Source organism: Terrabacter sp. Soil810, assembly GCF_001429645.1.
In the GTDB taxonomy this organism is placed as follows: domain Bacteria; phylum Actinomycetota; class Actinomycetes; order Actinomycetales; family Dermatophilaceae; genus Terrabacter.
Window position 1 is genome coordinate 130,032 of record NZ_LMSW01000016.1, and the last position, 23,431, is coordinate 153,462.

General features: G+C 72.6%; 24 protein-coding genes and 1 pseudogene. 10 read left to right on the forward strand and 15 right to left on the reverse strand.

The features are described 5' to 3' along the window. Window positions 1-54: 54 nt before the first annotated feature. Window positions 55-1,824 carry an alpha-amylase family glycosyl hydrolase gene (locus ASG96_RS21365; protein ID WP_057589339.1) on the forward strand — a complete coding sequence of 590 codons (1,770 nt, stop codon included), beginning with the start codon at window positions 55-57 and terminating at the stop codon, window positions 1,822-1,824. Window positions 1,825-1,892: 68 nt separating this feature from the next. Then, the gene (locus ASG96_RS21370) at window positions 1,893-2,465 is read left to right on the forward strand and encodes a DM13 domain-containing protein (RefSeq protein ID WP_057589340.1); all 573 of its coding nucleotides are present in this window, start codon (window positions 1,893-1,895) and stop codon (window positions 2,463-2,465) included. A 70-nt stretch (window positions 2,466-2,535) separates the two neighbouring features. On the opposite strand, the gene ASG96_RS21375 is transcribed toward ASG96_RS21370, so the two are convergent. Continuing rightward, complete coding sequence (locus ASG96_RS21375) at window positions 2,536-3,804, reverse strand: FAD-binding oxidoreductase (protein WP_056751897.1); 1,269 nt, start codon at window positions 3,802-3,804, stop codon at window positions 2,536-2,538. A 143-nt stretch (window positions 3,805-3,947) separates the two neighbouring features. On the opposite strand from ASG96_RS21375, the gene ASG96_RS21380 reads away from it, so the two are divergent. Together ASG96_RS21380 and ASG96_RS21385 are read left to right on the forward strand one after the other, a co-directional pair. Continuing rightward, the gene (locus ASG96_RS21380) at window positions 3,948-5,582 is read left to right on the forward strand and encodes a CdaR family transcriptional regulator (RefSeq protein WP_235509265.1); all 1,635 of its coding nucleotides are present in this window, start codon (window positions 3,948-3,950) and stop codon (window positions 5,580-5,582) included. Window positions 5,583-5,610: 28 nt separating this feature from the next. Then, complete coding sequence (locus ASG96_RS21385; RefSeq protein WP_057589341.1) at window positions 5,611-6,279, forward strand: hypothetical protein; 669 nt, start codon at window positions 5,611-5,613, stop codon at window positions 6,277-6,279. On the opposite strand, the gene ASG96_RS21390 is transcribed toward ASG96_RS21385, so the two are convergent. After that, window positions 6,276-6,719: a VOC family protein gene (locus ASG96_RS21390; protein ID WP_056751892.1), complete on the reverse strand. Its 444-nt coding sequence runs from the start codon at window positions 6,717-6,719 to the stop codon at window positions 6,276-6,278. The two genes, ASG96_RS21385 and ASG96_RS21390, sit on opposite strands and share 4 nt — an antisense overlap. Window positions 6,720-6,856: 137 nt before the next feature. Here ASG96_RS21390 and ASG96_RS21395 point away from each other — a divergent pair, with 137 nt between their 5' ends. Next, the gene (locus ASG96_RS21395) at window positions 6,857-7,324 is read left to right on the forward strand and encodes a hypothetical protein (protein ID WP_057589342.1); all 468 of its coding nucleotides are present in this window, start codon (window positions 6,857-6,859) and stop codon (window positions 7,322-7,324) included. 101 nt (window positions 7,325-7,425) lie between these two features. Here the strand turns inward: ASG96_RS21395 and ASG96_RS22975 are convergent, their stop codons facing one another. After that, entirely contained in the window at window positions 7,426-7,617 is a 192-nt protein-coding gene (locus ASG96_RS22975; RefSeq protein WP_045191048.1) for a BldC family transcriptional regulator, read from the reverse strand. A gap of 385 nt (window positions 7,618-8,002) precedes the next feature. Here ASG96_RS22975 and ASG96_RS21400 point away from each other — a divergent pair, with 385 nt between their 5' ends. Further along, window positions 8,003-8,197, forward strand: a complete 195-nt coding sequence (locus ASG96_RS21400) for a DUF3073 domain-containing protein (protein ID WP_020142456.1) — start codon at window positions 8,003-8,005, stop codon at window positions 8,195-8,197. Between the two features lie 314 nt (window positions 8,198-8,511). Here the strand turns inward: ASG96_RS21400 and purM are convergent, their stop codons facing one another. Continuing rightward, window positions 8,512-9,642: a phosphoribosylformylglycinamidine cyclo-ligase gene (gene purM / locus ASG96_RS21405; RefSeq protein ID WP_057589343.1), complete on the reverse strand. Its 1,131-nt coding sequence runs from the start codon at window positions 9,640-9,642 to the stop codon at window positions 8,512-8,514. A gap of 201 nt (window positions 9,643-9,843) precedes the next feature. On the opposite strand from purM, the gene ASG96_RS21410 reads away from it, so the two are divergent. After that, a complete protein-coding gene (locus tag ASG96_RS21410; RefSeq protein WP_057589344.1) occupies window positions 9,844-10,782 on the forward strand; it encodes a hypothetical protein in 939 nt (312 codons plus the stop codon). Between the two features lie 24 nt (window positions 10,783-10,806). On the opposite strand, the gene purF is transcribed toward ASG96_RS21410, so the two are convergent. Genes purF through ASG96_RS21440 form a run of 6 tightly spaced genes read right to left on the reverse strand, consistent with a single transcriptional unit; the run spans window position 10,807 to window position 15,717 of the window. Then, entirely contained in the window at window positions 10,807-12,369 is a 1,563-nt protein-coding gene (gene purF / locus ASG96_RS21415; protein ID WP_056751882.1) for an amidophosphoribosyltransferase, read from the reverse strand. 42 nt (window positions 12,370-12,411) lie between these two features. Continuing rightward, entirely contained in the window at window positions 12,412-12,972 is a 561-nt protein-coding gene (gene thpR, locus ASG96_RS21420) for an RNA 2',3'-cyclic phosphodiesterase (protein ID WP_057589345.1), read from the reverse strand. Beyond that, window positions 12,969-14,153 carry a CaiB/BaiF CoA-transferase family protein gene (locus ASG96_RS21425; RefSeq protein WP_056751876.1) on the reverse strand — a complete coding sequence of 395 codons (1,185 nt, stop codon included), beginning with the start codon at window positions 14,151-14,153 and terminating at the stop codon, window positions 12,969-12,971. Before ASG96_RS21425 ends, thpR begins: the two co-directional genes overlap by 4 nt. Beyond that, window positions 14,150-14,398, reverse strand: coding sequence for a hypothetical protein (locus ASG96_RS21430; protein WP_056751874.1), 249 nt, complete (start codon window positions 14,396-14,398; stop codon window positions 14,150-14,152). Before ASG96_RS21430 ends, ASG96_RS21425 begins: the two co-directional genes overlap by 4 nt. Beyond that, window positions 14,395-14,775: a sterol carrier family protein gene (locus ASG96_RS21435; protein WP_057589346.1), complete on the reverse strand. Its 381-nt coding sequence runs from the start codon at window positions 14,773-14,775 to the stop codon at window positions 14,395-14,397. Before ASG96_RS21435 ends, ASG96_RS21430 begins: the two co-directional genes overlap by 4 nt. A gap of 60 nt (window positions 14,776-14,835) precedes the next feature. Next, complete coding sequence (locus tag ASG96_RS21440; RefSeq protein ID WP_057589347.1) at window positions 14,836-15,717, reverse strand: LLM class flavin-dependent oxidoreductase; 882 nt, start codon at window positions 15,715-15,717, stop codon at window positions 14,836-14,838. Between the two features lie 22 nt (window positions 15,718-15,739). Between ASG96_RS21440 and ASG96_RS21445 the strand changes: the two genes are divergently transcribed. Then, complete coding sequence (locus ASG96_RS21445; RefSeq protein ID WP_057589348.1) at window positions 15,740-16,531, forward strand: GNAT family N-acetyltransferase; 792 nt, start codon at window positions 15,740-15,742, stop codon at window positions 16,529-16,531. Between the two features lie 68 nt (window positions 16,532-16,599). Then, window positions 16,600-17,346 carry a spermidine synthase gene (locus ASG96_RS21450; RefSeq protein ID WP_057589458.1) on the forward strand — a complete coding sequence of 249 codons (747 nt, stop codon included), beginning with the start codon at window positions 16,600-16,602 and terminating at the stop codon, window positions 17,344-17,346. 18 nt (window positions 17,347-17,364) lie between these two features. Here the strand turns inward: ASG96_RS21450 and purL are convergent, their stop codons facing one another. The 4 genes and pseudogenes from purL to ASG96_RS21470 all read right to left on the reverse strand — a co-directional run bounded on the left by purL (window position 17,365) and on the right by ASG96_RS21470 (window position 21,431). Beyond that, on the reverse strand, window positions 17,365-19,665 hold the full coding sequence (gene purL, locus ASG96_RS21455) for a phosphoribosylformylglycinamidine synthase subunit PurL (RefSeq protein WP_057589349.1): 2,301 nt from the start codon (window positions 19,663-19,665) through the stop codon (window positions 17,365-17,367). Next, on the reverse strand, window positions 19,662-20,357 hold the full coding sequence (gene purQ / locus ASG96_RS21460) for a phosphoribosylformylglycinamidine synthase subunit PurQ (protein WP_056751862.1): 696 nt from the start codon (window positions 20,355-20,357) through the stop codon (window positions 19,662-19,664). Before purQ ends, purL begins: the two co-directional genes overlap by 4 nt. Window positions 20,358-20,458: 101 nt before the next feature. After that, window positions 20,459-20,707 (reverse strand): annotated as a pseudogene (gene purS, locus ASG96_RS21465) (phosphoribosylformylglycinamidine synthase subunit PurS); the annotation flags it as partial. 94 nt (window positions 20,708-20,801) lie between these two features. Continuing rightward, window positions 20,802-21,431, reverse strand: coding sequence for a hypothetical protein (locus ASG96_RS21470; protein ID WP_057589350.1), 630 nt, complete (start codon window positions 21,429-21,431; stop codon window positions 20,802-20,804). 130 nt (window positions 21,432-21,561) lie between these two features. On the opposite strand from ASG96_RS21470, the gene ASG96_RS23505 reads away from it, so the two are divergent. Continuing rightward, entirely contained in the window at window positions 21,562-22,836 is a 1,275-nt protein-coding gene (locus tag ASG96_RS23505) for a GNAT family N-acetyltransferase (protein WP_200962737.1), read from the forward strand. Between the two features lie 9 nt (window positions 22,837-22,845). On the opposite strand, the gene ASG96_RS21485 is transcribed toward ASG96_RS23505, so the two are convergent. Beyond that, window positions 22,846-23,415 (reverse strand): GNAT family N-acetyltransferase, encoded by a 570-nt coding sequence (locus ASG96_RS21485; RefSeq protein WP_057589351.1) that lies wholly within the window; start codon window positions 23,413-23,415, stop codon window positions 22,846-22,848. Window positions 23,416-23,431: the final 16 nt, after the last annotated feature.

A 23,431-nucleotide genomic window follows, 5' to 3' on the forward strand; every position in this document is an offset into this window, starting at 1 on the left:
GGCAGCCCGGTCTACGCTCGGGGCTGCCCCCCTCACGAGCCGACTGGAGCCTGCATGTCCGAGCACGACGCCCACCGCCCCGGACTCGGGTCGATGCCCCACGACGGCGGCACGGCCTTCCGCGTGTGGGCCCCGAACGCCGACGCCGTCGCGGTCACCGGCAGCTTCACTGGGTGGTCCGGCGACGGCCACGCGATGGTCTCCGAGGACAACGGCCACTGGTACGCCGACGTCGACGGCGCGCACCCCGGCGACGAGTACCAGTTCGTCATCACCCACGGCGAGCAGCGGCTCATGCGCATCGACCCGCGCGCCCGCGTCGTCACGAACTCGTCGGGCAACGCCGTCGTCTACGACCGCGACGCCTTCGACTGGGCCGGCGACACGTTCGGCTGCCCGCCCCACGACGAGCTCGTCATCTACGAGACCCACATCGGCTCGTTCGTCGCGACCGAGGGTGACGCCGGCGACCTCGGCGGCCTGGCCGGCAAGCTCGGCTACCTCGCCGAGCTCGGCATCAACGCCGTCGAGCTCATGCCCGTCGCCGAGTTCGCCGGCGACTACTCGTGGGGCTACAACCCGTCGAACCCCTTCGCGGTCGAGAGCGGCTACGGCGGCGCCGACGCGCTGAAGGGCTTCGTCAAGGAGGCCCACCGACACGGCATCGCCGTCATCCTCGACGTCGTCATCAACCACTACGGCCCGAGCGACCTGTCCCTGTGGCAGTTCGACGGCTGGAGCGAGGACGGCAAGGGCGGCATCTACTTCTACAACGACGAGCGCTCCGCGACCCCGTGGGGCGACACCCGCCCCGACTACGGCCGCGAGGAGGTGCGCGCCTACCTCCACGACAACGCCCTCATGTGGCTCGAGGAGTTCCACCTCGACGGCCTGCGGTTCGACGCGACGCTCTACGTGCGCACCATCGACGGCCTCGGCACGGGCGACCTGCCCGACGGCTGGGACCTCATGCAGTCGATCACGGCGACCATCCGCGAGCGGCACCCCGACAAGATCCTCATCGCCGAGGACCTCCAGGCCGACCCGGCGATCACCTCCGACGACAAGGGCGGCGCCGGCTTCCACGCGCAGTGGGACACGAGCTTCGTCCACCCGGTGCGGCGCCTGCTGACGGCCGTCGACGACGCCGACCGCTCGATGACCGCGCTCGCCGAGGCGCTGCGTGGCGTCGACGAGCCGTTCCGGCGCATCGTCTACACCGAGAGCCACGACGAGGTGGCCAACGGCAAGCTGCGGGTCCCCCACGAGATCGACGGCGGCGACCCCAGCGGCTGGGCGGCGCAGAAGCGCGCGACCCTCGGCTTCGCCATCGCCCTGACGACGCCGGGCATCCCGATGCTCTTCCAGGGCCAGGAGTTCCTCGAGGACGAGTGGTTCCGCGACGACGTGCCGCTCGACTGGGAGCGGGCCGAGCAGTTCCGCGACATCGTGCGCCTCGGCCGCGACCTCATCCACCTGCGCCGCGACGTCGACGGCGTCTCGCGGGGGCTGCGCGGCGAGGGCTTCGAGGTGCTCCACCTCGACGACGAGGCGAAGGCCCTCGCGTGGGCGCGGAGCTCAGGCGACGACGTCGCCGTGGTCGTCGTCAACGCGAGCGCCGAGGCCCGCGCCATCACGACGGGTATGCCGTCCGCCGGGCCGTGGGCGGTGCGCTTCAACTCGGACGCGTCCACCTACAGCGCCCTCTTCGCGGGGCACGACAGCCACGACGTGGACGCGGCGCCGAAGCCGCTCGACGACCAGCCCGCGAGCGGCACGGTCTCGGTCGGCGCCTACACCCTCGTCGTCCTCACGCCTGCCTGACGCGCGCGTCACCGTTTCGTAAGGGTCGCGTCATGGTGCCGGCGGCGCGCGACCGGTCCACTGGACGCATGAACCGACGCCTCTGGATCGCCGCCGCCGTCGTCACCGCCGTCGTCGGGCTCGTCGTCGCGCTCGCCCTCTTCCAGCCATGGCGGCTGCTCACCCGCAGCACCGTCGACGAGGCGCTGCCGACCGCCACCGCGGTCTCCGCCGAGAGCCCCGGCCCGAGCGGCACGGCCACGGGGAGTGCGGCCGCGACCGGACGGCATACGCCCTCGGCCGCGGCAGCGGCTCCGCGCGTGCTCGGCGAGGGCCGCTTCGTCGACGGGGAGCACGCCACGTCCGGCACCGCCCGCGTGCTCGAGCTGGCCGACGGCTCACGCGTCGTGCGCCTCGAGGGGTTCTCGACGAGCGACGGTCCGGACGTCGTGGTCTGGCTCACCGACCAGCCGGCCGGGGACGACGACTGGCACCGCTACGACGACGGGCAGTCCGTCCCCCTCGGCGCGCTCAAGGCCACGGACGGCAACCAGAACTACGCCGTCCCGGCCGGCACCGACCTGACGGAGCTCACCTCCGTCGTCATCTGGTGCGACCGCTTCGACGTCGCCTTCGGATCGGCTCCCATCCGATCGGCGTGACGCCTCCGAAGCACGGGTGACGGCTGCCGCCGCACTGAGGGGTCCGGCGGCAGCCGCCTCCGGCAGCGACTCAGCGCAGCGGGTTGAAGGGGGCCAGCTGCTCGGGCGCACGGCCGGTCACGATCTGCTCGGCGAGCAGGCGACCGGTCACGGGGCCCAGAGTGATCCCCCACATGCCGTGACCGCCGGCGACGAAGACCTTGGGGTTGCGCGAGGCGCCGATGAGCGGCAGGCCGTCGACGGTGCAGGGACGCGAGCCGACCCACTCGTCCTGGCGGTGGTCGAGGTCGGCGCCCTGGAGCAGCGGGCGGGCCGACTCGACGATGGCCTGGATCCGGCGCGGGTCGAGGGCGGCCTCGGGCCGGCGGAACTCCATCATGCCGGCGACGCGGAGGCGGTCGCCGACGGGCGTGCAGGCGACGCGCTCGGCCGGGAAGTAGACGGGACCGTTGGGCAGGTCGTCGACGGCGACGCTGAAGGAGTAGCCGCGGCCGGCCTGGACGACGCGCTTGACGCCGAACTCGCGAGCCAGCTTGCCGAGCCATGCGCCGGTCGCGACGACGACGGAGTCGTAGTGCTCGGCCTGGCCGAAGTCGTTCGTGACGAGCACGCCGGTCGGGGTGTCGGTGATGCGCTGGACGGCGCTGCCGGTGACGATCTTGCCGCCACGAGCCGTGACCGAGTCGGCGAGCGCGGCGACGTAGGCGCCGGGGTTGATGAAGCGCTGGCCGTGGAGCACGATCGCGGCGCCGATCTCGCCGGAGAGGGCCGGCTCGATGGCGCGGGCCTCGTCGCCGGTGAGAACGTCGAAGGTGATGTCGCCGCCCGAGGCGTGGATGTGCTCGATCTCCTCGAGCAGGGTCTGGCGCTCCTCGGCCGTGCGGTAGGCGGCCGTGAACGACTTCGCCTCGTAGGTGTCGGCGTCGACCCCGCCGGCCTTGAGGAGGTCGAAGCTCTGCAGCGACAGGTCGTTGACGGGCACGAGGGCGCCCATGGCCTTCTTCCACGCCGTCATGGTGCTGTGGCGCGTGAAGCCGGTGACGAAGCGGAGGAAGTCCGGTCGGGCGCTCGGCGGCACGTAGACCGGCGAGCTGGGGCTGAGCACGGCGCGCAGGCCGTACTTCAGCACGGCGGGCTCGGGCAGCGGCGTCGCGATGCCGGGCGTCAGCCAGCCGGCGTTGCCCCAGGACGCACCGGCGGCGACACCGTCGCGGTCGATGACGGTGACCTCCACGCCGCGCTCCTGGAGGAACCAGGCGGTGGCGAGACCGACCATGCCGGCGCCGACGACGGCGACGCGCTCGGGGGCGGGGGTACCGGCGGGGGTCACAGCGGACATGCGATCGACTCCTGGGTCTGTCTGTTCGAGGTGGTGCCTTGTCTCCATGGTGGCGGCGCCGACCGCCGCCCCCGTGGTGCTGGACAGCCAACGTTTCCTCCGTCTGTTGTGCTGAGAGCACTAAAGGCCGTCACAATGGTCGTATGCCGTCCGCCCCGTCGCGCTCGAAGCGGCGCTCTGCGACCCGTACCTCGTCGACCACACCGGTCGGCCTGCCGATCGCGCAGCTCGTCGGCACCCTCGGGGGCGGCCTGCTCACGGTCGTCGTCGACGTCGGCGGTCCGGCCGTCGACGACGTGACGCTCGCCGAGCCCGGCTCCGGCGTCTTCGGCCAGGCCGGCGACCTGCTCCTCGGCGTCGGGGTGGAGCGTCCGGCCGAGGCGGCAGCGCTGCTCGAGGGCGCCGCCGCGGTGGACACCGGCGCCGTCGTGCTGAGACGCGCCGCCGCGCGCGACCCGCAGGTCCGCGCCGCGGCGGCCCGCTTCGGCGTCAGCCTCGTCGAGCTCGCCGACCACGCCTCGTGGGCGCACGTCGTGTGGCTGCTGCGGGGCGTGCTCGACCGCGCCGCGAGCGGGCCGGCCCTGCGCGCCGAGGGTCCAGTGCTCGACGAGCTCTTCGCGCTCGCCGACGCGTGCGCGGCCCTCGTCGCGGCCCCGATCACCATCGAGGACACCCAGTCGCGGGTGCTCGCCTACTCCTCGACCCAGGATGTCGCCGACCCCGCGCGCGTCTCGACGATCGTCGGACGCCGCGTGCCCGACGAGGTCATGGCCAACCTCCGCGGACGAGGGGTGTTCCGTCGGCTGGCCCGCTCGGACGAGCCCTTCTTCGTCCCTGCCGGTCGCGGCCTGCGAGCCCGCGTCGTCGTCCCGGTGCGGGCCGGCACCGAGTGGCTCGGCTCGATCTGGGCCGTCGTCGACGAGGAGCCACCGGAGCAGGTCATGGGCTCGCTCGCCCAGACCGCCTCGGTCGTGGCCCTGCACCTGCTGCGTCTGCGCTCGCAGGCAGACCTCGCCCGACGGGTCTCGGCCGACCGGCTGCGAGCCGTCCTCAGCGGCGACACGCTCGAGGCCGAGGGCTGGCTGCCGGCGGCACCGTGGCGGGTCGTCGTGCTCGCCGGCGCCCACCGCGCCCGCACCGACCCCACCCGTGAGGCCGCACCGCGCGACACCGAACGCGAGCTCGACGTGTGGGAGTCGGCCGCGCGCCGCCGGTCCTGGCGCCAGCCGCTCCTCGCGATCTTCGACGGCGTCGCCCTGACCCTCGTGCGCGACGTGCCCGGCGACGCCTCCCCGGGCACGTGGGAGTGGCTGCTCGGCGTCGTCGAGGAGGTCGCGGGGGTCACCCCGACGGCCACGGCGAGCGCCGGGGGCCGGGTCTCCCGGACGGTCGACCTCGACCGGTCGCGACGCGAGGCCACCGAGGTGCAGCGCCTGCGCGACGTCGGTCGGGTCACGGGCACGACGACCACGGTCGAGGACGCCTGGGCCGCCGTCACCAACGCCCGCGCCCTCGGCGGCATCTGGACCGAGGAGCTGCTCGGTCCGGTCGCCGCCCTGCGCGAGCACGACGAGGCCCACCACACGGCATACCTCGAGACGGTCGCCGCGTGGCTCGACCATCCGGGAGACCCACGGGCGGCCGCGGCGCGCGTCCACGTGCACCCCAACACGCTCCGCTACCGGATGCAGCGCCTGTCGGACGTCGTCGACATCGACCTGCACGACCCCGAGACCCGGCTGGCCCTGCGCCTGCAGCTGCGCGCGCTCGGCCACTGAGGCGGGCCGCCGCCGCTAGCGTGGGGTCGTGGACGAGCAGGACGCGGTGACGACCGACGGGCAGCAGTGGCTCGCACCGGCCGAGTTCGAGCGCATCTACGGCCCGCAACGCTCCTGGACCCCGGTCGAGGTCCGCGAGCTGCTCCGTGGCCTCGGGGTGCCGTGGTGGGTGGCCGGCGGGTGGGCCGTCGAGGCGTTCACCGGGGTCGCCCGCGACCACGAGGACATCGACGTCTCGGTGCTCCGTTGCGACGTCGGCGCGATCCGGGCCCACCTCGAGCGGCACTGGCACCTGTGGTCCGCCGGCGACTCGGGCCTGCTGCACCTGCGGCCGGGACGGGACGTGCCAGAGGACTCCGGCCAGATCTGGGTCCGCGAGCACGCGCTCGCCCCGTGGCGCGGGGAGATCCTGCTCAACGCGGACGTCGACGGACGGTGGCAGTTCAAGCGCGACCCCTCGCTCGTGGTGTCACTGGACGACGCCACCTGGGAGCGCGACGGTGTGCGCTACCTGCGCCCCGAGCTCGTCCTCGCCCACAAGGCAGCCTCACCCCGACCCAAGGACGACGCGGACCTCGAGGCCGCGCTCCCCCTGCTCGGTGCCGCCCAGGTCGCGGTGCTCCGGCGGGTCGTCGACGCCCAGCCAGCCGACCATCCGTGGCGGGCTCGCCTGGACGGGGTACGGGGGGGCGCCTAGGCAGGCGCCTCGCCCAGGTGGACCGTGCCGTCTTCGTCGACCCGGAAGTTCGGGTTGTGCACGAGGTCCCACCGGAAGCCGTCCGGGTCGGCCACGCACGCACTGACCCCGCCCCACTCGCGCTCGGTCGGGGCCGAGACGGAGGTCGCACCGGCAGCCAGCGCGGCGGCATACAACGCCTCGACCTGCCCGACCTCGGTGACGTTGTGGCCCAGCGACACGGGCGGCGCGGACGAGCCGTGCGCGACGTCGCCGTACTCGCTCGGCATCTGCGTGACATCCCAGAGCGCGAGCAGCTGCCCGGGGGCGCCCTGGACGAAGGTGATGTCGGGGAGATGGAGCACGGAGCGGAAGCCGAGCCCGTCGACGTAGAAGGCCCGTGAGCGCTCGACGTCACGGACGCCGAGGGTGATGGCGGTGATCTCGGGTGGGGTCGTCATCCCGCCACGATAGGACGCCCCACCGACGTCGCCGAGCCGTAAGGACCGGATAACCCCTACGTCATGGAGTGCGGGCCCTCGCGGGTCTTGACTCGGGGGTGAGCCGGTCAGGGTGACCGGACGAAAGGTGGAAAGCCATGTCTCACAAGCTGACTCGCGGGATCCTTCGCTCGCTGGGCGTCGCCGCGGTCGCCCTCCCAGCCCTCGTCGCGGGCACCTCCGCCCACGCAGGAGGCGTCTCGGGTCCCGCGTTCTACGTCGACCACCAGCTCTACCGGACGGTCGCGACGCCGACCGACCTCAGCGGCACGGGCGCACCCGCGCAGTCGTGGGACACGATCTACAGCTTCGGCGCCGTGCAGCGCAGCGTCGCGACCGCGGCGCCGGGTGACCCCGGCTTCAACGGGGGACGCTGGCAGGTGCACGCCGTGTCGCTCACCGGCACGTATGCCGCAGCGCTGGCCGCCGGCGACCACGACGGTGACGGCGTGCTCGACGCCGCCGACGAGGTGCAGGCCGCCATCGACGCCGGAGCCCTGGTCGACGGCGGCGTCGTGAAGTACTTCGTGTGCACGGTCAACCCTGTCCCCCACGGTCAGGGCTGAGCGGCTCCCAGCGCAACCGGGGGTAGCAGTCGGGGGAGGGACACCGTGTGGTGTTCCTCCCCCGACGATCTGACCGGTTTACCCCCCAAATGTCCCCGAAGTCAGTGTCCGCCACCCAGAAGGTCGCGCACCTCTGACTCGCGATACCTCCGGTGCCCACCAAGGGTCCGGATCGAAGTCAGCTTTCCTGCCTTGGCCCAGCGAGTGACCGTCTTCGGGTCCACCCGGAAGAGGGCCGCAACCTCGGCAGGAGTCAGCAGCTTCTCGGTCTCATGTCGATCCTGAGTCGTCATTGTCATATCCCCACCACCCTGTCGCTAGGTGCAGCGACACGCATGCGCCCCAATCGGGGCTCAGTAAAGCAAGGGTAAAGTCTCGGCCGTTCGAATGGCGGTTAAACACTGAAAAGAGTCAAATCGTCCCGCTTCCGAGACACCGGGTGTATACGACGAGGGGATCCACCGGGCCGCGCGGTGCCAGCAGGGTGCACCCTGGCCGGCCGAGTCGCGACGCGCCGCCGGTCGAGGGGGTGCGGCAGGCGCGGGATTTGCCTCACTCATGTAGCGTTAGCACCACGAGAACACACACATTCCCGGGGCCGCTACGCGGACATCGAAGAGCCACCCGGTTCTCCGAGGAGCGATGCCGTCCCGGCACGACGCACGAGGGGGTCACGCCATGGGGCGCGGCCGAGCCAAAGCCAAGCAGACCAAGGTCGCACGGCAGCTCAAGTACTACACACCTGACACGGACTTGAGCGCGCTGGAGCGTGAGCTGCACGGGCCGTCGCAACGCGACGTGTCCAACCAGCCACGATCCGTCGACGACGACGAGTACGACGAATACGGGAAGTGGGCCTCGGGCGGGCGCTGAGCTCTCCCTTCCCTCTTCCGTCTGCACCTCGTGCGTCGGGTGTTCACACCCGGCGTGCGATCGGTGCTGCCCTCGAGGCAGCCGACGTCCCGGGCATGCGTGTCCGGGGTCCCGTCGGGGGACGCATCGACGCCCGCACACCCCCCGGGGCGCTGCGGGCTTCGTCGTACCCGGGGTCTGCCGTGTCACGCGGGGTATGCCGTGTCGCCGGGTCTGGAGTGTTCCGGGTGCGCCGGGTCGCCCGGTCCCGCACGCGAGGGGCGTGGACCGTGACCAGTGAACGGAGACCGCTGAAGGTGCCGCGGTGGCGGGCCTCAGGCGGTCGGGTGCTGCCCGACGACCTGCACGGCGCCCCCGTCGACGCCCTTGGCCCCCCGCACGATCTCGACGTCGCCCGCGACGAGCCCGTCGGCGTGCGCCCGCTCCTCGGTGGCGACGTCGCCGAGACGCCACGCACGGATGCCGCGCGCCTCGCTCAGCTCGATGGCGCGCTCGGCCTGGGCCTCGGGCAGCACGGCGACGAAGCCGATGCCCTGGTTGAGGGTGCGCTCGATGTCGGCCTGCGGCACGCGCCCGAGGTCCTGGACCGTGCGGAAGACGGCCGGAGGCGTCCACGTCGAGCGGTCGACGCGGGCGAAGGTGCCGGTCGGGAGCACCCGTGCGAGGTTCGCGGCGAGCCCGCCACCGGTGACGTGGCTCAGGGCGTGCACGTCGACGCCGTCGGCGGCGATCAGCTCGAGCAGCGGCCTGGTGTAGATGCGGGTCGGCTCGAGCAGCTCCTCGCCGAGCGTGCGGCCGAAGTCGTCGACGTGGCGGTCGAGCTGCCAGCCGGCGCTGGCGACGACGCGCCGCACGAGGCTGTAGCCGTTGCTGTGCAGGCCGCTGCTGGCGAGCGCCACCACGATGTCACCGTCGGCGACGCGCTGCGGACCCAGCACGGCGGCATACTCCACGACGCCGGTGGCGGCGCCGGCGACGTCGTACTCGTCGGGCTCGAGCAGCCCGGGGTGCTCCGCGGTCTCGCCGCCGACGAGGGCGACGCCGGCCTCCTCGCACGCGCGGGCGATTCCGCCGACGATCGCGGCGATGCGCTCGGGCACGACCTTGCCGGTGGCGATGTAGTCGGTCATGAAGAGCGGCTCGGCCCCGCACACCACGATGTCGTCGACGACCATGCCGACGAGGTCGAAGCCGATGGTGTCGTGCACGCCGAGGGCCTGGGCGATGGCGACCTTGGTGCCGACGCCGTCGGTGCTCGTGGCGAGGATCGGCCGGGTCATCCGGGCGATCGCGCTCGCGTCGAACATGCCGGCGAAGCCGCCGAGTCCGCCGACGACCTCGGGCCTGGTGGCGCGCCGCACCGATGCCTTCATCAGCTCGACGGCCTTGTCACCGGCCTCGACGTCGACTCCGGCCGAGGCATAGGTGATGGGGGCATCGCTCACACGCCCCAGCCTACCGGCGCCACGAGCACCGCTCCCCCACCCCCACGACCCCTCCCCGGATCGATGTATTCCACGGTCGCCCGTGACCGCGCCATACATCGAACCAGGGGACCGTCCACAGGTCCCGGCCGGTCGTGGCGCTCATCCACAGAAGCGTGCCGCTCTGGTGACGGCGCGGCGGACGGCGGCGAGCCTCGGGCCATGGACCGCGAACGACTTCTCCTCGCTCGCCGCATCGCCGAGGCGCAGGGCGGCGTGGCATCCCGCCGACAGCTGTATGCCGCGGGCATGACCGAGACCCACGTGCGCCGAGCCGTCGAGTCGGGCCGCTGGCAGATGCACGGCAGGCAGACCGTGGCGGTCCACACTGCACCGCTCGACGTCGTCGCTCGTCGCTGGCGCGGCGTGTGGGAGGTCGGGGAGGCGATCGCGGCCATCGACGGCGCGACCGCTCTGCAGGCTGCAGGCCTCAAGGGCTACGAGGACGACCGCATCCACGTCTCCGCCAGGCACCACCACAACACCTCGGTCGTCGATGGCGTGACGGTGCACAAGGTGATCCGCCGCGTTCCCGACGAGGTCGTGGGCGTGGGCCTGCCTCGGGTGCGCCCTGCCGTCGCGGCCATCCGAGCCGCACACTGGGCCGTGTCCGACCGTCAGGCGGCGCTCGTGCTGCTCATGGCTGTCCAGCAGGACCTCACGACGCCCCGTCTCCTGGCCCAGGCACAACGTGAGGTCCGTGGCAGGACCCGTCGCGCGTTCGTCCGCGGAGTCGTGCGGGACATCGCCTTCGGCGTCGAGTCCTTGGGTGAGCTCGACTTCGCCCGGCTGTGCCGCCTCAAGGGCCTGCCGGAGCCCGACCGCCAGGTGGTCCGGCGCGGCCCTCGAGGACGCATCTACCTCGATGTCCGGTGGAGCTGCTGCGACCTCGTGGTGGAGATCGACGGCGCGCAGCACAGAGCCGGACTCAACGTCATGCTCGACAACCTTCGCCAGAACGCCCTCGTCCTGGCGGGTGATCGGGTGCTCCGCATCAACGTCGTCGGACTGCGGCTCGAAGCCGAGCTGTTCCTGCAGCAGGTCGCGGCGGGTCACCATCCCTCACGCTGCCGGTTCGATGTATCTCACGGTCACCGGTGATCGTGGAATACATCGAACCGCGGGTCAGGGGTGCTGGAGGGCGCTCTCGCCGCCGAGGCCGACCCCGAGGCTGACGCCCTCGACGTCGACGGAGCGGTCGTGGCCGGTGCGCACCGTGAGCGGCAGCGTCTCGAGGACGTGCTTGCCGATCCGGCCGTCCTCGGGCAGCTCGATGGGGTACTTCCCGGTGAAGCAGGCCGAGCACAGCTCGTCGGCGGGCTGGTTGGTCGCGCCGATCATCCCCTCCTCGGAGATGTAGCCGAGCGAGTCGGCGCCGATCGAGGCGCGGATCTCCTCGACACCGAGGCCGGTGGCGATGAGCTCGGCACGCGTCGCGAAGTCGATGCCGTAGAAGCAGGGCCACTGCACCGGCGGCGAGCTGATGCGCACGTGCACCTCGGCGGCCCCGGCCTCGCGGAGCATGCGGATCTGCGCGCGCTGGGTGTTGCCGCGCACGATCGAGTCGTCGACGACGACGAGGCGCTTGCCGCGGATCGTGTGCTCGAGCGGGTTGAGCTTGAGCCGGATGCCCAGCTGGCGCAGCGTCTGCGACGGCTGGATGAAGGTGCGGCCGACGTAGGCGTTCTTGACGAAGCCCTGGCCGAACGGGATGCCCGACTCCTGCGAGTAGCCAACGGCCGCAGGCACACCCGACTCAGGGACACCGATGACGAGGTCGGCGTCGACGGGGTGCTCGCGCGCGAGGACCCGGCCCATCTCGACGCGGGCCTCGTGCACGACCCGGCCGCGGATCACGGCGTCGGGGCGGGCGAGGTAGACGTACTCGAACACACAGCCCTTGGGCTGCGGCTCGGCGAACTTGTGCGAGCGCAGGCCGTCCTCGTCGATGACGATGAGCTCGCCCGGCTCGACCTCGCGGATGACGGCAGCGCCGATCGTCTGCAGGGCCGCGGTCTCGGACGCGACGACCCAGCCCCGCTCGAGGCGGCCGAGCGCGAGGGGACGCACGCCCCACGGGTCGCGGGCGGCATACAACGTCGTCTCGTCCATGAAGACGAAGGAGAACGCGCCCTTGAGCTTGGGCAGCAGCTCGAGGGCGGCCTGCTCGGGCGTGCGGTCCTCGTCGGCCGCGAGCAGTGTCGTGACGAGGGCGGTGTCGGACGTGTTGCCGCGGGCCAGCTCGCCGGTGATGCGGGTGCCGCCGAAGTGCTCGTCGACGAGGGCCTTGAGCTCGACCGTGTTGATGAGGTTGCCGTTGTGGGCGAGCGCCAGCGTGCTGTGCCCCGTGCCGCCGAGGGTGGGCTGGGCGTTCTCCCAGGTGGACCCGCCGGTCGTCGAGTAGCGCGTGTGGCCGATGGCGATGTGGCCGCGGAGCGAGCTGAGCGCGGTCTCGTCGAAGACCTGCGACACGAGGCCCATGTCCTTGTAGACGAGGATCTTCTCGCCGTCACCGGTCGCGATGCCGGCCGACTCCTGCCCGCGGTGCTGCAACGCATAGAGCCCGAAGTACGTCAGCTTCGCGACGTCCTCTCCGGGAGCCCAGACGCCGAAGACCCCGCAGGCGTCCTGCGGGCCTTTCTCGCCGGGGATGAGGTCATGGTTCAAACGACCGTCGCCACGTGCCACAGCGCCAGTGTCGCACACGCCGATGGGCGGTCCGTCCGCGGCTCAGGACCGCAGCGGCAGCTCCGCGAGCACCTCGTAGCGCGGTCGACGTCCCCGTCCCTCGCCGAGGTGCGACTCGACGAGCGCGAGGTGGTCGACGCGCCAAGCGGGCCCCTCCCACGCGTCGAGCGCACGGATCCAGCGGGTGGCCTCGGTGGCGCGGTGGAAGCGACCGAGCGTCAGGTGCGGGTGGAAGCGCGTGCCGTCGGGCGTCGCCCCTGCCGACGTCGACGCATGGCGTATGCCGCCCGCCACCTTCCCGAGGTCACCGCGCACCTGTTCGATGCCTGCCCAGAGGACCCGGGCGGCATACGGGTTCGGGAAGGCGCCGGCTCCGGCGAGCCGCAGGACGAGCGGGTCACGGCGTACGGCGGACCGGGCGAGCGCCTCGGTCAGGGCGTCGAGGCGTGCCTCGGGGACGGCGCCGAGGAAGGCGAGGGTGACGTGCCACTGGTGGCGGTCGGTCCAGCGGATCTCGGGCCCGGCCTCGCGGCGCGGGCCGACGTGCTCCTCGAGGTCGTCGAGGACGTCGTCGGGTGGGACGACGGCGACGAAGAGCCTCATGGCGCGAACGCGGCGCCCGAGGCGATGAGCGCATCGACGTCGTCGACGCCCCAGGCGGCGAGGGCGGCGCGGGTGTCGGCACCGGGCGTGGACGGAGGGGCGCCGAGGACCGCGGGCGTGCGCGAGAAGCGCGGCGCCGGGGCGGGCTGGACGATGCCGTGGTGCTCGACGTAGGTGCCGCGGGCCGCGAGGTGCGGGTGCGCGGGCGCCTCGGCATAGCTGAGCACCGGCTCGACGCACGCGTCGGTGCCCTCGAAGACGGCGGTCCACGCGTCGCGGGTCCGGGTCCGGAACGCGTCGGCGAGGAGGGTCCGCAGGGCGGGCCACTGGGCGGGGTCGAGGCGGTCGGGCGCGGCGTCGGTGAGGTCGAGCAGGTGCAGGAGCTCGGCGTAGAAGGCCGGCTCGAGGGGGCCGACCGCCAGCCAGCCGCCGTCGCTCGTCTCGTAGACGTCGTAGAAGGGGGCGCCGGTGTCGAGGAGGTTGGTGCCGCGCCGGTCGGACCACAGGCCGGCCGAGGCGAGCCCGACGACGAGCGACGACAGGTGGGCCGTGCCGTCGACGATCGCGGCGTCGACGACCTGGCCGCGGCCGCTCGTGCGGGCCTCGAGGAGGGCGGCGAGGACACCGACGACGAGGTAGAGCGCCCCGCCACCGAAGTCGCCGACGAGGTTGACCGGGACCTGCGGAGGTCCACCCGCCCGGCCGATGGCGTGCAGGGCACCGGTGACGGCGACGTAGCCGATGTCGTGCCCGGCCGAGTGCGCGAGCGGGCCGTCCTGGCCCCAGCCGGTCATCCGGCCGTAGACGAGACGGGGGTTGCGGGCGAGACAGTCGTCGGGACCGAGACCGAGGCGCTCCGCCACGCCGGGGCGGTAGCCCTCGAGGAGGACGTCGGCCTGCTCGACGAGGTCGAGCGTCGTCGCGAGCCCGTCGGGGTGCTTGAGGTCGAGGGCGACGGAGGGGCGGCCCCGGCGCAGCAGGTCGGACTCCGGCGGCAGCGGCACCGGGAGCGAGGGCTCGCCGGGGCGGTCGACGCGGATGACGTCGGCGCCCAGGTCGGCGAGGAGCATCGCCGCGAACGGCGCGGGACCGATGCCGGCCAGCTCGACGACGCGGACGCCGGCGAGCGGTCCCGGGCGTGCGCCCGTGGCGCCCTCACCGTCGCCGGCCGGCGGGGTCACGACTGGTCGCGACCGGACCGGTCGAGGAGGATGCCGAGCACGCCGGCGAGGCCGGTGCCGAGGAAGGCACCCAGGGCGCCGATGTAGAGAGCACCGGTGGTCGTCGTGTAGCCCTGCACCTCGTCGCCCAGGATCGAGACGGCCGCGCCCACGATGAAGCCCAGGACGGCGCCGGTGATGAGGAAGCGCTTGAAGTTCGGGATACGGGGACGCTCGGGGCGGGTGGTCGGCGAGGGCTGGGTCACGAGTCCAGCCTAAGCGAGGTGAGCGGCAGGAGGCCGTCGAGGTGGGCCCGCTGGCCGCTCGCCCGCACGAGCGCACCGTCGAGCGCCGACTCCCACGCCAGGTCGCCGACGGCGAGGCGCAGCCACGTCGCAGCATCGGTCTCGATGACGTTGGGCGGGGTGCCGCGCGTGTGGACCGGCCCCTCGATGCACTGCACGGCCCCGTGCGGGGGCACCCGCACCTCGACGGTGCGACCGGGCGCGATGGTCGCCAGCTCCTCGAGGGTGTAGCGCACCGCCGTCGCCGTGGTGCGGCGGTCGGCGGCCCAGCCGGCCACGCGGCAGGCGACGAGGGCGGCATGGCCCTCGGCGACAGGAGTACGGCGGCGTGGCGGCATACCTCGCAGGCTATCCGCGGCCGCCGACGACGAGCAGGGGCCCGGGACCATGCCGAGCCGTCAGCGCAGGCGCGGGATGACGTCGGCGACGACCTCGTCGAGGACGTCACGCGTGCCGAAGAACGGCTCGGTCGGGCGTGGCCAGTGGGTGATGACGTCGGTGAAGCCCAGGTCGGCCGCGCGACCCACGGCCTGCTCGAACGTCGCGGCGCTCGACAGCGAGAAGGTCGGGGCGGAGTCGAGGTTGAGGTAGCGGGTGAAGCCGTCGGAGTCACGACCGGCCGCGTCGAGCGCCTCGTCGACCCGGCGGCTGTGGCCGGCCACCAGCGCCCACCACTCGTCGTCGGTGTCGGCGTTGCCGCCATAGGTCATCCACCCGTCGCCACGCTCGACGGCGAGGGCGATCGACCTGGGTCCGTTGGCCGCAATGACGAGCGGCACCCGGCTGCCGGTGTCGCCGCCACGGACCGGTCCCGGGAGGGTGCGCACGTCGCGGGCGGCGTAGAAGCGGCCGTCGACGGTGACGTGGTCGTCACGGAGGAGGCGGTCGAGCAGGCCGGTGAACTCGTGGAAGCGGGCGACGCGGTCGCGCAGCGGGAGGTCCTCGCCCGTGATGCGGGAGTCGAGGTCGCCGCCCGTTCCGATGCCGAGGAGGAAGCGCCCGCCGGAGATGTCGTCGAGGGCGAGCACCTCGCGCATGAACTGCACGGGGTGGTGGTTGTTGGGCGAGGAGACGAAGGTGCCGAGCCCGATGCGTTCGGTGACGGCGGCGGCCGCGGCGAGGGTCGGCACCGCAGCGAACCACGGTGACTCGGGAAGCCCGCCCCACGTCACGTGGTCGAAGGTCCAGGCATGGTCGAAGCCCATCTGCTCGGCCTCGCGCCACATGGGCTCGGCATCGGACCACGGGTGCTCGGGCAGGATCGCCAGACCGAATCGCATGCCACGACCGTAGCCTGTCGGGGTGACGACGAACTGGGACGCAGAGGCCGTGCTCGCCGCCTCGAACGAGTGGTCGTGGGTGCCGGAGGGCGCACCTCACGTGCGGAACGACGAGTACCTCGTCGTCGCCTATCCCGACCACTTCCTGACGCCGACGTCGGCGCGCGTCTTCGGATCCGAGCGCGACGTCTCCGAGCTCGCCGACGAGATCGCCGAGATCGCACAGGGGTTCGGCCGCGACCGCCTCTGGTGGCGGCTCTCGGAGCTCACGCGCCCCGAGGGGCTCGAGCCCGAGCTCGTCCGGCGCGGCGCGACGGTCGTGGACCGGATGGACGTCCTCGCCCTGCCGCTCGGAGGAGGCGTGCCCGACCTCGCGGTGCCCGACGACGTCGAGGTCCGCCGGGTGACGGACGCGCAGACGGTGCGCGACGCGATCGTCGTCGGCAACGACGCCTTCGGCGGCGAGGAGCCGACGGACGAACAGGTCGCCTCGTCGCTGGCCGAGGTCGAGCGCGGTCTCGACGACGACTCCGGCGGTCGCTGGGTGGCCTACGTCGACGGACGTCCCGCGGGCACGGGCGGCTACACGCTCGCCGACGACGTATGCCGTCTCTGGGGCGGTGGGACCCACGGCACCTTGCGTGGCCGTGGGGCCTACCGCGCCGTCCTCGCCGCCCGCCTCGACACCGCTCGCGCCGCCGGGGCGACGCTGGCCCTCACCCACGGGGTCGTCGACACGTCGTCGCCGATCCTGCGGCGGATCGGCTTCACTCGCTACGGCGAGGAGCGCACGCTCGTCCTGGACCTCGCGTGAGCGCGGGATCGCCTGCGGCGCAGCGCGTCTCGCTCGAGTGGGACGAGCGCGGCGGCGTCACGGTGCACATGGACGGGTCCCCTCAGTCGCACGTCCAGCCCGACGACCCGACCCTCCTCGTCTTCGAGTACGTCCAGCACCTCGCGATCGCCATCGACTCGATGCCCCCGGGTCCGCTCGGCGTCACGCACGTCGGCGGGGCGGGGCTGACGCTGCCTCGGTGGGTCGAGGCCACCCGCCCGGGGTCGCCGCAGATCGTGTGCGAGCCGGACGAGGCCCTCACCGAGCTCGTCCGTCGCGAGGTCCCGCTCCCCCGCCGGCACCGGATCCGCGTCCGCCCCGTCGACGGGCTGACGGGCGTCCGAGCGCTCAAGGACGCCTCCGCCGACGTCGTCGTGACCGACGCCTACGCCGGAGGCCGCGTGCCCGCGGATCTCGTCGGGACGGCATACGCCCGCGACGTCGCACGGGTGCTCAAGCCGACGGGCCTCGCCCTCTGGAACCTCGCCGACGAGCCCGGGATGCGTTGGGTCGCAAGGGTCGTCGCGACCGTGGCCACGAGCCTGCCCCACGTCGCGCTCGTCGCGACGCACGAGGTGTTCAAGAGTCGTCGGTTCGGCAACTCGGTGCTCCTCGCCAGCGCGTCCCCGCTGCCGCTGGAGGCACTGCGCCGCGACGTCGCTCGCGCCAACCTCCCGACCGGCCTGCGTGAGGGGGCCGCCCTGACACGGCTGCTCGCCGGCGCGAGGCCCTTCGACGACACGGGAATGCAGAGCCCGCCACCTCCCGAGGCGGGGAGGTGGCGGGCTCGCTGAGACCGTGAGGTCGGCCGCTCAGGCGCCGAAGACCGCCGGGAGCGTGAACTCGTGCGCCGACTTCAGCTCCGCCACGGACACGGAGAAGTGGCCGACGACCTCGAGGTCGCGTCCACCCGTGACACCGATGCGAGCGTGCGGCACGTCTCCGAGCATCGCCTCGAACTCGGCGGCGTGACCGGCGGGCACCGCGACGAGGGCCCGGGCGCTCGACTCGGAGAAGAGCGCCGTGAACGCGTCGAGCGGGTTGTCCTCCGCGTCGGCACCGACCTGGTCGAGCCCGTCGACCGTCACGCCGACGCCGTGGCGCATGCACGCCTCGGCGAGCGCGATGGCGAGCCCACCCTCGGACAGGTCGTGCGCCGCCTCGACGACACCGGTGCGGGCCGCCTCGACGAGCACCCGGCCGAGGGACTGCTCAGCCGCGAGGTCGACCATCGGCGGGAGTCCACCGAGGTGCTTGTGGATGACGTGCGCCCACTCGGACCCGTCGAGCTCGTCGCGCGTCGTGCCGAGGAGGTAGACGTGCGCGTCGTCGCTGCGGAAGCCCGAGCCGGACCGCTTGGAGACGTCCTCCATGACCCCGAGCACGCCGATGACGGGGGTCGGGTGGATCGCGACGTCGCCGGTCTGGTTGTAGAACGACACGTTGCCGCCGGTGACGGGGATCCCGAGGAACCGGCACCCCTCGGCGATGCCGCGAATGGCCTCGCGGAACTGCCACATGACGCCCGGGTCCTCGGGCGAGCCGAAGTTGAGGCAGTCGGTGACGGCGAGCGGGGCGGCCCCGGCCGTGGCGACGTTGCGGTAGGCCTCGGCGAGCGCGAGCTGGGCACCGGCATACGGGTCGAGCTTGGCGAAGCGGCCGTTGCAGTCGGTCGACACCGCCACGCCGCGCCCCGTCTCCTCGTCGACGCGCACGACACCCGAGTCGTCGGGCTGGGCGAGCGCGGTGTTGCCGAGGACGTAGCGGTCGTACTGGTCGGTGATCCACGACTTGTCGCAGAGGTTGGGCGAGCCGAGGAGCGTCAGCAGCTGGGCGCGGATCTCGTCGCCCGACTCGGGCTTGGCCAGCTCGGCGGTGCCCGCCGCGTTGAGACCGTCGAGGTATGCCGGCCGGGCCAGTGGGCGGTTGTACGTCGGGCCCTCGTGGGCGACCGAGCGCGGCGGCACGTCGACGATGACCTCGCCGTGCCAGGTGATGACGAGGTGGTCGCCGTCGGTGACCTCACCGATCACGGTGGCCTCGACGTCCCACTTCTCGGTGATGGCCATGAACTCGTCGAGGTGCTTCGGCTCGACGACGGCCATCATGCGCTCCTGCGATTCCGACATGAGGATCTCCTGCGGCTGCAGGCTCGCGTCGCGCAGCGGGACGAGCGAGAGCTCGACCTGCATGCCGCCGTCGCCGTTGGAGGCGAGCTCGCTGGTGGCACAGGAGAGCCCGGCACCGCCGAGGTCCTGGATGCCGTCGACGACGCCGGCCGCGTAGAGGTCGAGGCAGCACTCGATGAGCACCTTCTCGGCGAACGGGTCGCCGACCTGGACGGCGGGGCGCTTGGTCGGGCCACCCTCGTCGAACGTCTCTGACGCGAGCACGGAGACGCCACCGATGCCGTCGCCGCCGGTCTTGGCGCCGAAGAGGATGACCTTGTTGCCGACACCGGACGCCCTGGCCAGGTGGATGTCCTCGACCCGCATGGCGCCGACGCAGAGGGCGTTGACGAGCGGGTTGCCCTGGTAGCAGTCGTCGAAGACGACCTCGCCGCCGATGTTGGGCAGACCGATGCAGTTGCCGTAGCCACCGACGCCCGCGACGACGCCCGGCAGGACGCGCTGGGTGTCCGGGTGGTGGAGGTTGCCGAAGCGGAGCGGGTCCATGACGGCGATCGGGCGGGCACCCATCGACATGATGTCGCGGATGATGCCGCCGACCCCGGTCGCGGCGCCCTGGTAGGGCTCGACGTAGGACGGGTGGTTGTGCGACTCGACCTTGAACGTCACCGCCCAGCCGTCACCGATGTCGACGACGCCGGCGTTCTCACCGATGCCGACGAGGAGCTTCTCTCGCATCTCGTCGGTGGTGTTCTCGCCCCACAGGGAGAAGTGGATCTTGCTCGACTTGTAGGAGCAGTGCTCGCTCCACATGACGGAGTACATCGCGAGCTCGGCGATGGTCGGACGGCGCCCGATGATCTCGCGGATGTTGGCGTACTCGTCGACCTTGAGGCCGAGCTCGGCCCACGGCTGGTCGACGTCGGGCGTCGACGCGGCGTGCTCGACGGTGTCGAGCAGGGGCGCGGTCTGGATGTCGCTCATGCGGTGGCTGCGCTCTCGAGGGTCTGCTTGATGATCGAGGTGAAGAAGCCGCGACCGTCGAGGCTCGGGCCGTAGCCCTCCTCGACCGCGTGCTCCGGGTGCGGCATCAGGCCGACGACGTTGCCGCGCTCGTTGGTGATGCCGGCGATGTGGCGGTAGGAGCCGTTGGGGTTGCGCCCCTCGGCGTCGGGGACGTAGCGGAAGACGACCCGCCCCTCACCCTCCAGCGTGTCGAGCGTCTTCTCGTCGGCGACGAAACCGCCCTCGCCGTTCTTGAGGACGATGGTGATCTCCTGGCCGGCCTCGAAGTCGGACGTCCATGCGGTGGAGGCGTTCTCGACGACGAGCCGCTGGTCGACACAGTTGAACTTGCGGTGGTCGTTGCGGATCAGCGCGCCGGGCAGCAGGTGGCTCTCGGTGAGCACCTGGAAGCCGTTGCAGATGCCGAGGACGGGCAGGCCGCCCCGGGCAGCCGGCACGAGGGCGTCCATGACCGGCGCGAAGCGCGCGATGGCGCCGCACCGGAGGTAGTCGCCGTAGGAGAAGCCTCCGGGCAGGATGACCGCGTCGACGCCCTTGAGGTCCGCGTCACCGTGCCAGAGCGCAACGGCCTCGCCGCCGCACTCCCGCACGGCGCGCGCCGCGTCACGGTCGTCGAGCGAGCCGGGGAACGTGACGACGCCGACCCTCACTGCTCGTCGTCCTCCGCCTCGCGCGACTCGCCGTCGGTCTCGTCGGCCTGGCCCGTCTCGCCGGACTCGCTCTCGCCGGACTCGCTCTCGTCCTGCTCGCTCTCGTCGACCACGTGCACCGAGACGACGTCCTCGATGACGGGGTTGGACAGGAGGGTCTCGGCGGCCTCGCGGGCGGCGGAGAGGTGCTCGTCCGTGACGTCACCGTCGACGGTGAGCACGAAGCGCTTGCCCTGGCGGACGTCGGTGAAACCGTTGAACCCGAGCCGCGGCAGGGCGCCACCGACGGCCTGTCCCTGGGGGTCGAGGATCTCGGGCTTGAGCATGACGTCGACGACGATGCTTCCCATCAGTGGTGCTTCTCCCTGCGCTGGTGGGGGGTGGAGGCGTCCCCGCGGGACGGCCCGAGTCTATCGGGCGCCACGAGGGCACCTTGACAATGTCTCAGCGGGACTGCAGGGCGTCGAGCGCGACCGCCATCGCCATGCCGACGCGCCAGTCGATCGGCTTGCCGTCGGCCAGCGCCGGGAGGGCCACGTGGTAGACGTCCTTGACTCCGGCCCTCTTCGTCGAGCTGAGCCCGAGGGCACCGTCCGGTGTCACGAAGTCGAAGTGGAAGAGGAACGGCCCGGGGAGGTCGCCGAGGACCGGGACCACGTCCCACAGCCGGCGCGCCACGGCGACCTTCGCGTTGCGCTCGCGGCCGACGAGCTCGCGTCCGTCCGGCAGCCCGAGCAGCCACGTGGAGTTCACGAGCGAGGCGGTGAACTGCTTCCTGAACCAGCCGATCGGCTGACCCTGGCTGTCCGTGACGTCGTAGGTCGACCTGAGGTCGATGCGCTTGCGGGCCTTGAACCCGAACAGCGGGTGCGTCTTTGCCGAGTCCGTGTAGAAGGTGACCTGCTCCTTGGCCGCCATCCGCTTCTGCTCGGCGAAGCAGAGCAGGCCGAGCTCCTTGCCGGACTCGTCCTGTCGGACGATCTCGTAGCGGTTGACCATCATGGTCAGCTTCTGGCGCAGCAGGTAGCGCTCGACGGGGACGTCGGAGAGGGCGTCGGCGACGGGCTCGGTCATGCGCCCAGCGTGCCACAGGGGCCGTCCCGGCCGATGGCGTATGCCGCCCGGCCCGGCACCCGGCGCGCGTGCTCGCTGTGGCGCGCACACGCATACGACAACGCCCGGGACGGGCTGGCAGGGTGGCCGGGTGCCCCATGTCGTCCGCCCCGCGCTCCCCCGCGACCTCGACGGGCTGCCCGTCCTCGAGGCGGCCGCCGACGGCCTCTTCGCCGCGCACGGGATCGGACCGTTGCCGCCGGTCACGACGACCGCGGACGAGCTCGCTCGGGCAGCGGCGGTCCTCGTCGTCGGGGACCCCGCCATCGGCTTCGCGCGGATGGAACGCGTCGACGGGCAGGCCCACCTGGAGCAGCTGGCCGTGCACCCGGCGGCAGGACGTCGAGGGGTCGGCACGGCGCTCGTCGAGGCCGCCGCGACGTGGGCGGCGCACCAGGGGTGCGAGTCCGTGACGCTGTGCACGTTCGCCGACGTGCCGTTCAATGCCCCCTTCTACGCCCGGAACGGCTTCGTCGAGCTCACCGACCTCGGTCCGCAGCTCCGCGCACTGCGGGACGCGGAGCGGCGGCTCGGGCTGGACGCCCTGGGACGACACGTCGTCATGCGCCGCGGGGTCGGGCCGCTCGCGGTGCTCGAGGACCTCGCGACCGGACTGGGCTCCGCGCTCGGCGATGACCTGCTGGGCCTCTACGCCCACGGCTCGCTCGTGGCCGGCGACTTCTCGCCCGCGCGCAGCGACCTCGACCTGCTCGCCGTCGTCGCGCGGCCACCCGACGACGCGATGCTCGCGGCGGTCGCACCGGTCCACGCAGCGCTCGAGGAGCGGCATCCGGCATGGCGAGGACGCATCGAGGTCGAGACCGTCGCACGCTCGACGGTCGAGGCGTACGCGTCCGGCCCGCCAGACGGACCGGAGGGCTCACGGACCGACTCGATCATGCGGATCAGCCCCGGCGAGGCGCTGCACCTCCTGCCGGCGACGTCGCACCGCGTCGTCACCTGGGCGACGGTTCGTGGGTCGGGTCGGGCGTTGGTGGGGCCGACGGCCGCCGAAGCGCTCCCGACCGTGTCGGCACAGACCGCGCGCGACGCTCTGATCGAGCACGTGCGCGACTGGCCGACGTGGGTCGAGGGGATGACGACCGTTGGCGCCCAGTCGTACTCGGTGCTCTCGCTGTGCCGAGCGTGGTGCGCGCTGGTCCGAGGCGAGCAGCTGTCGAAGCGGGCGGCCGCGGACGAGTTCGCCTCGGCGCGGCCGGAGGAGGCCGACCTCGTCCGGTGGGCGGGCGACTGGTGGTACGCCGGGGGCTCGGACGACGAGAAGGGTCGGTTCGAGGAGGTCCGTGCCTTCGTCGTGCGCACCAGCCGCGCCGTCCTCGACAGCACGGCGGGCGTCGAAGCCTGAGCCGGGGGGTCAGTCGGGCGCCAGCCGGGCGTGCAGGTGCATGTCGTGCCAACCGTCGGGATGGAGCAGCGCCGACCGGCGGGTGCCCTCGAGCCCGAAGCCGTTCTTGGCCGCGACCCGGCACGAGGGCTGGTTGAGCACCGAGTGCATGAGCTCGATGCGGTGGAGCCCCAGCACGAAGAGCCAGTCGGTCAAGGCGGCGAGGGCGCGACCGGCTACGCCGCGGCCACGCCCCTCGGGCAGCACCCAGTAGCCCACCTCGGCGACACCCTCACCGAGGTGCAGGACGGGCAGGCCCACGCGCCCGACGACGACGCCGCCGTCGACCACCGCCCACTCAGCGCCGGTCTCGGCCTGCCAGCGGTGCCACGCCCGCCCGCGGACCCACTCGAGGGCCTCATCACCCGTCAGGGTGCGACGGTGCCACCGCTCGATGGCGGGGTCGGCGTACGCCCGGACGAGGACGTCGGCATCGGCCTCGACGAACGGCCGCAGGTGAAGCCCTCCGCCTGCATCGATGACGGGCTGGGGCTGACCACTGACGGCACCGGCCCTGACGGCCACGGGAAGCGACGACATGGGGCCATCCTCGCAG